The 11,539-nt window shown below is 61.3% G+C and carries 8 protein-coding genes; 2 read left to right on the forward strand and 6 right to left on the reverse strand.

The annotated features are described in order from the left end of the window. Positions 1-99 precede the first annotated feature (99 nt). Positions 100-1,737: an acyl-CoA synthetase gene (locus AT959_RS19110; protein WP_066886957.1), complete on the reverse strand. Its 1,638-nt coding sequence runs from the start codon at positions 1,735-1,737 to the stop codon at positions 100-102. Positions 1,738-1,896: 159 nt separating this feature from the next. On the opposite strand from AT959_RS19110, the gene AT959_RS19115 reads away from it, so the two are divergent. Together AT959_RS19115 and AT959_RS19120 are read left to right on the forward strand one after the other, a co-directional pair. Then, positions 1,897-3,921 carry a PAS-domain containing protein gene (locus AT959_RS19115; RefSeq protein WP_066886959.1) on the forward strand — a complete coding sequence of 675 codons (2,025 nt, stop codon included), beginning with the start codon at positions 1,897-1,899 and terminating at the stop codon, positions 3,919-3,921. Next, on the forward strand, positions 3,918-4,649 hold the full coding sequence (locus tag AT959_RS19120) for a response regulator transcription factor (protein ID WP_066886961.1): 732 nt from the start codon (positions 3,918-3,920) through the stop codon (positions 4,647-4,649). The genes AT959_RS19115 and AT959_RS19120 overlap by 4 nt, the downstream gene beginning before the upstream one ends. A gap of 29 nt (positions 4,650-4,678) precedes the next feature. Here the strand turns inward: AT959_RS19120 and AT959_RS21305 are convergent, their stop codons facing one another. The 5 genes from AT959_RS21305 to AT959_RS19145 form a co-directional block, all read right to left on the reverse strand. Further along, positions 4,679-5,119 carry a hypothetical protein gene (locus AT959_RS21305; protein WP_157651365.1) on the reverse strand — a complete coding sequence of 147 codons (441 nt, stop codon included), beginning with the start codon at positions 5,117-5,119 and terminating at the stop codon, positions 4,679-4,681. Between the two features lie 184 nt (positions 5,120-5,303). Beyond that, a protein-coding gene (locus AT959_RS19130; protein ID WP_240481704.1) for an IS1182 family transposase occupies positions 5,304-6,778 on the reverse strand; the annotation gives its coding sequence in 2 pieces (ribosomal slippage) (positions 5,304-5,630 and positions 5,633-6,778; 1,473 coding nt in all). A 128-nt stretch (positions 6,779-6,906) separates the two neighbouring features. Continuing rightward, the gene (typA, locus tag AT959_RS19135; protein WP_066887506.1) at positions 6,907-8,748 is read right to left on the reverse strand and encodes a translational GTPase TypA; all 1,842 of its coding nucleotides are present in this window, start codon (positions 8,746-8,748) and stop codon (positions 6,907-6,909) included. Between the two features lie 77 nt (positions 8,749-8,825). Then, entirely contained in the window at positions 8,826-9,215 is a 390-nt protein-coding gene (locus tag AT959_RS19140) for a group II truncated hemoglobin (RefSeq protein ID WP_066886972.1), read from the reverse strand. Between the two features lie 24 nt (positions 9,216-9,239). Beyond that, entirely contained in the window at positions 9,240-11,408 is a 2,169-nt protein-coding gene (locus AT959_RS19145) for a YgiQ family radical SAM protein (protein WP_240481901.1), read from the reverse strand. Between the last annotated feature and the right edge of the window lie 131 nt (positions 11,409-11,539).

Genomic DNA, 11,539 nt, shown 5'->3' on the forward strand with positions numbered 1-11,539 from the left:
TGGGAATTCCTTTTCCGGTGGCACGTCATTCCGGGCTTGCCCCGGAATCCAGTCGCATTGCCTCTGGATTCCCGCCTACGCGGGAATGACGGAGAGGGATTACTCGATGGCGAGCGCGGAGTTGGCGTGCTGGCGCAGGACGTATTTCTGGATCTTGCCGGTCGACGTCTTCGGCAATTCGCCGAACACCACCTGCTTCGGTACCTTGAAGCGGGCCAGGTGGGCGCGGCAATGCTCGATGATCTCGGCCTCCGTGGTCGGCACGCCGTCCTTCAGCTCGATGAAGGCGGCCGGCACTTCGCCCCACTTGTCGTCGGGCTTGGCGACCACCGCGGCGGCGATCACCGACGGATGGCGATAGAGCACATCCTCGACTTCGAGCGAGGAGATGTTCTCGCCGCCGGAAATGATGATGTCCTTGGAACGATCCTTGATCTTGACGTAGCCGTCGCTATGCACCACCGCCAGGTCGCCGGTGTGGAACCAGCCGCCGGCGAAGGCTTCCTCGGTCGCCTTCGGGTTCTTCAGGTAACCCTTCATCACCAGGTTGCCGCGGAACATGATCTCGCCCATCGTTTCGCCATCCCAGGGCACCGGTTCGAGACTGACCGGATCGCGCACTTCGATCGCTTCCTGCATGTGATAACGCACACCCTGGCGGCCGTTACGGGCAGCCCGCAGGTCGATCGGCAGCTTGTCCCATTCCGGATGCTTGGCGCAGACCGCGGCCGGGCCGTAGGTTTCGGTCAGGCCGTAGACATGGGTGATGTTGAAGCCCATCTGCTCGGCACCTTCGATGATCGCGGCCGGGGGCGCCGCGCCGGCGATCAGGCCGTTGACCTGATGCTCGATGCCTTCCTTCAGCGCGGTCGGGGCGTTGATCATCATGCCGTACACAATCGGCGCGCCGCACATGTGGCTGACCTTGTGTTCCTTGATCAGGCCGAAGATCAGGGCCGGATCGACCTTGCGCAGGCAGACGCTGGTCCCGGCATTGGCCGCCAGCGTCCACGGGAAGCACCAGCCGTTGCAATGGAACATCGGCAGCGTCCACAGATAGACCGAATGCGGTGGCATGCCCCAGGAAATGATGTTGGAGGCCGCATTCAGGTAGGCGCCGCGATGGTGATAGACGACGCCCTTCGGATTGCCGGTGGTGCCCGAGGTGTAGTTCAGGGCGATGGCATCCCACTCATTGTCCGGCAGTTGCCAGGCGAAATCGGGCTCGCCTTCGTTCAGCAAGGCCTCGTAATCCTTTTCGCCGAGCGCTTCGCCGCCGGTGAATTCCGGATCGAGGGTATCGATGACGATCGGCTGCGGCCCGTCGAGCAGCGCCAGCGCGCCTTTGACGATGGCGGAGAATTCCGGATCGGTGATCAGTACCTTGGCTTCGCCATGGGCCAGCATGAAGGCGATGGCTTCGGCGTCGAGGCGGGTGTTCAGGGTATTGAGCACGGCGCCGATCATCGGCACGCCGAAATGGCACTCGAACATCGGCGCCGAGTTGGGCAGCATCACGGCGACCGTGTCGCCCTTGCCGATACCGCGATTTTTCAGGGCGGAAGCCAGCTGACGACAACGGTCGTAGCTTTCCTTCCAGGTGTATTGACGGGCCCCCTGGATGACGGAAATACGCTTCGGATAGATAAACGCCGAGCGCTCGATAAAGCTCAGCGGGGAAAGCGGAACATAATTGGCCGGGTTCTGTTCGAGCCCGACGGTATACGGGTTGGCCACAAATATCTCCTCACGATTCTTGCGAAAACGCTGTTCTCTTTTTTGGGGCTTTTTTTATAGCTGGCGAGGATGGCAAAACACTCTTGCTGAACTATTGGCAGAATGTAACGAATGGTTACACCCACCGAGTCAGCCAACCGAGTGCTCTAGAATCGCCCCATGGAAACTGCCCCGCCCGCCCCCGACATTGCCCAGCGCTACGAGATGCTGCAGGCCGGGCTCGACCTGCTCGACCAGGGCATCACCGTCTTCGACGGCAATCTGCGCCTGGTTGCCTGGAACCAGCCCTTTCTCCGGCTGCTCGATTTCCCGGATGATCTGGCCGAGGTCGGCACGCCGTTCGAGACTTTCATCCGCCACAATGCGCTGCGCGGCGAATACGGCCCGGGCGACCCGGAAAGCCAGATTGCCGAGCGCGTCGCCGCCGCCGCCAATTTCGCCGCCCATGTCACCGAGCGTCAGCGGCCGAACGGCCGGGTCCTGCTGCTGCGAGGCGAACCCTTGCCGCACAAGGGCTTCGTCACGCTGTACAGCGACATTACCGAACAGCGCTACATCGAGAACCTGACCGAGCATCAGAACATCCAGCTCGAAGAACGCGTCCGCCGGCGGACGGCACAGCTGGAAAACGCCAACGCCAACCTGACCCGGGCCAATACCGAAAACACCCGCATCACCGCCGCGCTGCGCCGCAGCGAGGAACGGCTGCGCCTGATCAACGACACCATTCCCATCCTGATCGGCTACGTCGACAAGCACGAGGTCTATCAGTACGCCAACAAGGGCTACTCGGACTGGTACGGCGATCCGGAAAATGGCGTCATTGGCCGGGCGGTACGCGACGTCGTCGGCGATCACGTCTACGGCCAGGTCCGCGACCCGGTGCGCAAGGCGCTAGGCGGCCAGCAGATGACCTACGAATACCAGATGGAGCGTCAGGGGCAGACCGTCTTCGCGCGCAGCACGCTGGTCCCGGAAACGACGCCGGAAGGCGAGACGCTCGGCTTCTTCGTCTTCTCGCACGAAATCACCGAACAGAAGCGGATGCAGGCGGCGCTGGTCCAGGCCCAGAAAATGGAGGCCATCGGGCAGTTGACCGGCGGACTCGCCCACGACTTCAACAACCTGCTCACCGTCGTCATCGGCAACCTGGCCGCCTTGCAGGATCACCGGCCGAACGATGCCGAGGTCAATGAATTCGTCGAGCCGGCGCTGCAATCGGCCCGCCGCGGCGTACAGCTGATCAAGCGGCTGCTCACTTTCTCGCGGCAGCAGCCACTGGAGCCGCAGGCGGTCGATATCGGCCGGCTGATCAGCGGCCTGTCGAAACTGGTTCGCCGCTCGCTGCCGGAGTCGATCGCCGTGTCCACCGACCTGGCCGGCGCCTCGCTGCATGCGCTGGTCGACCCGGGGCAACTGGAAAGCGCCCTGCTCAACTTCGCGCTGAACTCGCGCGATGCGATGCCGGAGGGCGGCCGCCTGCATGTCGCGGCGCGCGCCGTCGAATTGACCAGCGATGCCGGCGCCTTCGACGTGCCGGCCGGCAGCTACGCGATGATCGAAGTCGCCGACAACGGCTGCGGCATGGACGCGGCAACCCTGTCCCGCGTCTTCGAGCCCTTCTTCACCACCAAGCGCTTCGGCCTGGGCAGCGGCCTCGGGCTGTCGATGGCCTACGGTTTCGTCAAGCAGTCGGGCGGCGGCATTTCGATCCAGAGCCAGCCCGGCCAGGGCACCACCGTGCTGATGGTGCTGCCGCTGACCACGCCGGAACTGGACGTCGATCTGCCAGAGGACGACATCCAACTCGCGCACGGCGGCGAACTGGTCCTGCTCGTCGAGGACGAACCGAACGTCCGCCGCGTCGTCCGCCAGTTGCTGATCGATCTCGGCTACCCGGTGATCGAGGCGGAAAATGGCGCCCAGGCGCTGGAAATGATCGAACATATCCCGGACATCGCCATCGTCGTCAGCGACGTCATCATGCCCGGCGGCATCAACGGCCGGCAACTGGCAGATGCCGTGCTGTCCGGCCACCCGCAGATGCGCATCGTGCTGATGAGCGGTTATACCGACGAAGGCGATGAAGCGGGCGTGGTCAGCGACCTGCCCATCCTGGCCAAGCCCTTCGTCCGCCAGGACCTGGTGCGGGCCTTGCAACGAGCCAACAAAGAGAAACCATGAGCGAAGCGGATGCCCACAAACTGATCATCATCGTCGAGGACGACCCCGATGTCGCCCGCATCATCGAACAGGTGCTCAGCGACTTTTCCTTCCGCACCGTCTGGTGCCGCAGCGCCGGCGACCTGCTGCGCCGCCTGCGCTCGCTGACCCCCGACCTGTGCATCATCGACCTCGGCCTGCCCGACATGGACGGCCTCGAAGTCATGCAGCGGGTGCGCAGCCAGTCGGGCTGCGGCATCGTCATCCTGACCGGGCGCGCCCATGTCAGCGACCGCGTCATGGGTCTCGAACTAGGGGCCGATGATTACGTGCTGAAGCCTTTCGAGCCGCGCGAGCTGGTCGCCCGCGTCCGCAGCATCCTGCGCCGCCGGGAAACGGCGAGCAACAGCGGCGCCCGCCAGGTCGCCGAATTCTCCGGCTGGCGCTTCAATCTCGGCAACAATGCGCTGCATGCACCGAACGGCGAGGAACACCTGCTCAGCACCTCGGAAGCCGACTTGCTCAAGGTATTCGTCAACAACCCGAACCGTATCCTGCAGCGCGAGCAACTGATGGGCACCCGCGACCTGGCGCCAACCGACCGCAGCATCGACGTCCGCATCTCCCGACTACGCCGCAAGCTGGAACCGGATCCGCAAAGCCCGGCCTTCATCAAGACCGTCTATGGCGCCGGCTATCTCTTTCTGGCGACGGTCAACTGGCCGACGGAGAATCAGGCGGGGGGTTGAGTCGTAAGCCCCCTTCGTGCCCGATGCAGTCAGTCAGGCTTTGCTTTACCGACGATGGATTCAATACTTTGTGGGGTTAAAGAAAGCGTAAGAACTTCGTCCCCCATTAATACGCTGCATCCGGGGCATTTATCCCAATACTCCATAACTTCGGAATGAGGAACCCCTCGTCCTTCTTTGATTTCCCAGCTATAGCCACATTTTGGACATCGAGCCAATGCTGCGATATATCGGCTCTCAAAAAAACGTAGAAATACGAAAGCGGCGCCAGGGCCAACAATCATTCCTAAGAAAACCTTGTCTCCCGGGTTAGGGGGCGAGTTTGGCGCAACAAAATTCCAGATGATTGCGCCACCAACTCCAAGCAAATATCCAATCAAAACAATCACGTTTCGCTTTGAACGGTTGCTGCGTGCCAGGGCCTTTGCCTCACGAATTTTAGATGCAACATCTGGCGCGATGTACGGCATGGAGAAACCCAAACATGTTCAAGCAATAGAGATAATTAATCATACAGCATAACAGTTGGCTACTATTGGCCGACAGCTGGCGCATAAAAAGGGGGCTGAAAATCAGCCCCCTCAGACTGCTGACGAACCCCCGATTTTTCGGGGGTTTTGTTTTTCTGTTTGGAAATCAGGCTGATTTCCGGATTCAAGACGAAACGAGGCGGATTGTGAAGTTTGCCTGGAGAAACCCGACCTGCCAGCGATAGCGGGCGGATTGGGCGGAAAACTGGGTTCGGGCAAGGATTTTGAGCAGTAAGGCGGCGGCCTTCCTGGCCAGCAACAGGGCCATCTTCTTCATGTTCTGACAGGCAGCCGAGAGCAGGCACTGCGCCTGCACCTTGGCCAGCCCCCGGAAACGGGCGTAACGGTGGCCGTGCAACTCCTTGGCATCGGCAAAGCTGCGCTCCACGGTTTCCTTGCGTCGGGCGTACAGCCGTTTGCCCAGGTCGGTCAGGCGATTGGCGTTGATCGCGCTTCCTTGCACGCTTCCCAGAGATGCCGGGTGACGAGCTTCTGGTGACTCCTGCTCTGCGTACATTGCGCTCGTTGGGCACAATCGGCGCAATGTTTGGGATTTGAGGCATATTCCCGATAGCCCAGCCGGTTGGTCGTCCGGTACGGCAGGACTTCACCGGTCGGGCAGCGGTAGCAATCCTGTACCGCATCGTAGAGATAGTCCCGCTTGTAGAAATAGCCATCGCGGTGGCTCGGTCGCTTGTAGCCCATCACCCCGAACAGTTCCCGGTCAAGGATGCCCTTGCAGACTTGGGGAGTGAAATACCCGGCATCCAGACCGACGGCACCCACAGCCAACTCAAAGCGTTCCTTGGCCCGATCCAGGCGGGCAAGGTACGGTTGGCTGTCGTGGACATTGCCCGGCGTGACATGGGTATCGACGATCAGGGCATGCACGCCATCGACGGTGCGGTGATCCAGATAGAAGAAGCCGGTCGGCTTGTTGTCGCGGGCCATGAAGCCTGCGTCGGGATCGACCGTACTGACCTTAATTTCCTTGGTCGGCGGGGCCGAGTCATCGTCATCGCGCTTGAGCGGCTTCTTGCCGGCAGCGACCCGATCAGCCTCGATCGCCGCATCGAGTTCGGCCAGGTAGGCCGCCGGGGTTTGTTCAAGCTGATGGATTTCAAAGTGCCGTTTGTTGGCGTTGGCCTTCAGGTGGGTGCTGTCGGTGTAGAGCACACGCCCACCAATCAGCTTGTGCTCGATGGCTTGCTCGACAATACCGTCGAAGATGCGTTGCTCGATGTCCGTGCCGACAAACCGGCGACGACGGTTCTGCGACAGCGTTGAGGCATCCGGGACCTTGTCCGTCAGGCGAAAGCCGAGAAACCAGCGGTAGGCAACATTGACTTCGATTTCCTTGACCAGTCGCCGCTCGGAGCGAATCCCGAACAGATAGCCGATGAATAGCATTTTGAACAACACCACCGGATCAACGGCCGGTCGGCCATTGTTCTCGCAGTAAAGGTGCTGGGTCGCTTCGCGGATGAAATCAAACCGGATGTGCTGGTCGAGCAGTCGGAGCAAGTGGTCTTTCGGGACCAGTTGCTCCAACGTCACCATCTCCAGTTCCGTCTGGGCAGGGGAGGCAGGCTTGAGCATGCCAACATTATAAAAAAACAAAGCCCCCAAACGATTGGAGGCTTTGTCAGCAATCTGAAGGCGCCCCATTGGGTCGCCTTTTTGCACTGCGCCACCAGCAGCTTGGCCGGCAGCAGAATCAGCGCTGCTTACAGACCGCGCACGGCGCGCTTGCGCTCGATTTCGGTCAGGTAACGCTTGCGCAGACGAATCGACTTCGGCGTCAGTTCGACCAGTTCATCTTCCTCGATGAACTCGACGGCGGCTTCCAGGCTCAACTGAACGGCGGGCACCAGGCGGACGGCTTCGTCGGTACCGGAGGCACGGACGTTGGTCAGCTGCTTGCCCTTGATCGGGTTAACCACCAGGTCGTTTTCACGGCTGTGGATACCGATGATCATGCCTTCGTACAGCTTGTCGCCCGGCACCACGAACATGCGGCCGCGATCCTGCAGCTTCCACAGCGCGTAGGCGACTGCTTCGCCGTTGTCCTGGGAGATCAGCACGCCATTGCGGCGCTCAGCAACATTGCCATCCTTGACCGGGGCGTATTCGTCGAAGACGTGGCTCATCAGGCCGTTGCCGCGGGTCAGGTTCATGAACTCGCCCTGGAAGCCGATCAGGCCACGGGCCGGGATGCGGTATTCGATACGGACGCGACCGCGACCATCCGGCACCATGTCCGTCAGGTCGCCCTTGCGCATACCCAGGCTTTCCATGACGCCACCCTGGGTGTCTTCTTCGACGTCAACCGTCAGCAGTTCATACGGTTCGCATTCGACGCCGTTGATCGTCTTCTTGACGACGCGCGGGCGACCGACGGCCAGCTCATAGCCTTCGCGACGCATGTTTTCGAGCAGGATGCCGAGGTGCAATTCGCCACGACCGGAAACATCGAACACATCGCCGTTACCGGTGTCATGCACGCGCAGCGCCATATTGGTCAGCAGTTCTTTATGCAGACGATCGCGGATCTGGCGGCTGGTGACGAACTTGCCTTCGGTGCCGGCCAGCGGGCTGGTGTTGACCATGAACTGCATGGACAGCGTCGGCTCATCGATCTTCAGCAGCGGCAGGGATTCCGGTTGTTCCGGATCGGTCACGGTACAGCCGAGCACCAGGTCTTCGATACCGGTGATCTGGACGATATCGCCAGCGTGGCCTTCTTCCAGCTCAACCTTGTTCAGGCCCTTGTAACCGAACACCTGGCCAATCTTGGCCTTGATCGGGGTGCGTTCGTGTTCGATGGCTTCTTCTTCGGTACCGAACATGACCAGCACGTTCTGGCCGGTCTTGACCTTGCCGCGATTGATCTTGCCAACGCCGATCCGGCCGACGTAGGAGGAGTAATCGAGGGCGGTGATCTGCAGTTGCAGCGGTGCTTCGATATCGGTATCCGGGGCCGGCACATGGCGCAGGATGGTATCGAACAGCGGCTTCATGTTTTCGCGCGGCTGATCGAGTTCCATGGCCGCCCAACCGTTGAGGCCGGAAGCGTAAACGATGGGGAAGTCGAGCTGCTCGTCAGTGGCGCCCAGCTTGTCGAACAGGTCGAAAGTCAGATTGACCGCCTGATCAGGATCGGCACCGTCGCGGTCAACCTTGTTGACCAGAACGATCGGGCGCAGGCCAAGCGCCAGAGCCTTCTTGGTGACGAAACGGGTCTGCGGCATCGGGCCTTCAGCGGCATCGACCAGCAGCACCACGCCATCAACCATGCCCAGCACGCGCTCGACTTCACCGCCGAAGTCGGCGTGGCCCGGGGTGTCAACGATGTTGATGTGAACGCCTTCGTACTCGACCGCGGTGTTCTTGGAAAGAATCGTGATGCCACGCTCTTTTTCCAGGTCGTTGGAGTCCATGACGCACTCGACCAACTGTTGGTGAGCAGCGAAAGTACCGGACTGGCGGAGCAGCTGGTCGACCAGGGTGGTTTTACCGTGGTCAACGTGGGCGATGATGGCGATGTTGCGAATCGGACGAGCGGACATGGGATTGGGAATGGCCTGAAAAATCAAAGGCGTGATTCTACCACCCCATGCTGCGACGCAACATCCCCGATCCGCTTTTATCCTTCTTTATTACGCATGAAGTCGGCGGTATTGAAGAAATTATTCAGCAGTACCTTGCGAATATCTTCCTCGATACCAACGTCGCCCATCGCCAGCACCATGCAGGCGACCCACTGATCGCGCTCCTGGGTGCCGATGGTAAAGGGCATGTGGCGCGCCCGCAGACGCGGATGACCGAACTTTTCAACGAACAGGTCCGGCCCGCCGAACCAGCCGGACAGGAACATGTAGAGCTTGTCGCGCGAGCCTTGCAGGCTCTCCGGGTGCATGGCACGCAATTCGCTGAACTGCGGCGTGGTGTCCATCAGTGCGTAAAAGCGGTCGCAGAGCTTGCCGACGACAGCGTCGCCGCCGATTTTTTCGTAAATGGTGCTGGTGTTTTCCATGACTATTTCAGCAGAAAATAAAGTTTATGCCTTACGGGCCGGCCCACGCGCCCGTTGCGGCGTTGTTGGCTTGCCAAAAGCAGGACGCCCGGCCGCAGCACCGGGCTGGCGCAGCGGCTTTTGCTCGCCGCGCGGCTTGCCCGCTGCCTTTTGGTTTTGCCCCGTTCTAGCCGGTTGACCGCAGGACTTGCCCGGAACGCCGGCCGGCTGCCAGGCCGGAATCAGTTGCTTCTTGCCATTGCCGATCAGGTCGGCCCGGCCCATTTCCTTCAGGGCTTCGCGCAGCAGCGGCCAATTGACCGGGTCGTGGTAGCGCAGGAAAGCCTTTTGCAGCTTGCGCTGACGGCCGTTGCGGACGGCGCTGACCACTTCGCCACCGTTGCGCTGCAGCTTTTTCAGCGGATTGCGCTCGGTATGGTACATCGTCGTCGCCAGCGCCATCGGCGTCGGCACGAAAGCCTGCACCTGATCGAGACGGAAGTTGTTCTTCTTCAGCCACAGGGCCAGATTTAGCATGTCCTCATCGGTACTGCCCGGGTGGGCGGCGATGAAATACGGGATCAGGTACTGCTCCTTGCCGGCCTCGCGCGAGAAACGGTCGAACAACTGCTTGAAGCGGTCGTAAGAACCGATGCCGGGTTTCATCATCTTCGACAGCGTGCCCTCTTCGGTGTGCTCGGGCGCGATCTTCAGGTAACCGCCGACGTGGTGGGTGACCAGTTCCTTGATGTATTCGGGCGAACGGACGGCGAGGTCGTAACGCAGGCCGGAGCCGATCTGAACCTTCTTGACTCCCTTGATCGAACGCGCCCGGCGATACAGCGAAATCAGCTGCGAGTGGTCGGTATTCATGTTCTCGCAGATGTCCGGATAGACGCAGGACAGCCGGCGACAGGCCGATTCAATCTTCTCGTCCTTGCACTTCAGGTGGAACATGTTGGCGGTCGGCCCGCCCAAGTCGGAGACGACGCCGGTGAAGCCCGGCGTCTTGTCGCGCATTTCCTCGATTTCGCGGATCACCGAATCCTCGGAACGGCTCTGGATGATGCGCCCTTCGTGCTCGGTGATCGAACAGAAGGTGCAACCACCGAAACAGCCGCGCATGATATTGACCGAGAAGCGGATCATCTCCCAGGCCGGGATCTTGGCCTCGCCGTAGCTCGGATGCGCCCGGCGGGCGTAAGGCAGTTCGTAGACCTGGTCGAGCTCTTCGGTGCTGAGCGGGAACGGCGGCGGGTTGAGCCAGACATCGCGTTCGCCGTGCGCCTGGACCAGCGCCCGCGCATTGCCGGGGTTGGATTCGAGGTGCAAGGTACGCGAGGCATGGGCGTAGAGTACCGGATCGTCCTTGACCTGCTCGTAGGACGGCAGACGGACGACGGTATGGGCGCGGCGTTCCTTGCGGGCGGCCAGGCGCTCGGCGCGCGAAACGATACGCACCGGATGCTCGCCCGGCGGCGGTGCTGCGGTCGACGCGGAATTCTGGCCATTATTCGGCCCGCTTTCCATCGCATAGGGGTCGGCATGCTTGGGCAGCGGCCCCGGGGTATCGACCTCGGTCGAGTCCATCACATCCCAATCGTCCGATGGCAGCCAGCCGCGGGAGGCCATGAAAGCGGTGCCGCGCAGATCGCGGATTTCCGAAATTTTTTCACCCCTGGCCAGACGGTGCGCCACTTCGACGACGGCGCGCTCGGCATTGCCGAAGATCAGCAGATCGGCCTTGGAGTCGGGCAACACCGAACGGCGCACCTTGTCCGACCAGTAGTCGTAATGGGCGATGCGGCGCAGGCTGGCCTCGATCGAGCCGACGATGATCGGCGTTCCCGGGAAGGCTTCGCGGCAGCGCTGGGCATAGACGGTGACCGCACGATCCGGCCGCTTGTTGGGCTCGGCGTTGGGCGTGTAGGCGTCGTCGGAGCGGATCTTGCGGTCCGCCGTGTAGCGATTGATCATCGAATCCATGTTGCCGGCGGTGACGCCGAAAAACAGGTTGGGCTTGCCGAGCTTCTTGAAGTCGGCCGCGGAATTCCAGTCCGGCTGGACCAGGATGCCGACGCGGAAGCCCTGCGCCTCGAGCAGGCGGCCAATCAGCGCCATGCCGAAACTGGGGTGATCGATATAGGCGTCACCGGTGACCAGAATGATGTCGCAGGAATCCCAGCCCAAGGCATCCATTTCCGCACGGGACATGGGCAGGAAGGGGGCGGGACCGAAGCGGTGGGCCCAGAACTTACGGTGACCGAAGAGCGGCCGAACGACTTGCATATTTGAATCCATACAATATTTTACCTGAGCCCTTTGGGTGGCATGGCATACTCTTT

This window comes from Dechloromonas denitrificans (assembly GCF_001551835.1).
In the GTDB taxonomy this organism is placed as follows: Bacteria; Pseudomonadota; Gammaproteobacteria; order Burkholderiales; family Rhodocyclaceae; genus Azonexus; species Azonexus denitrificans.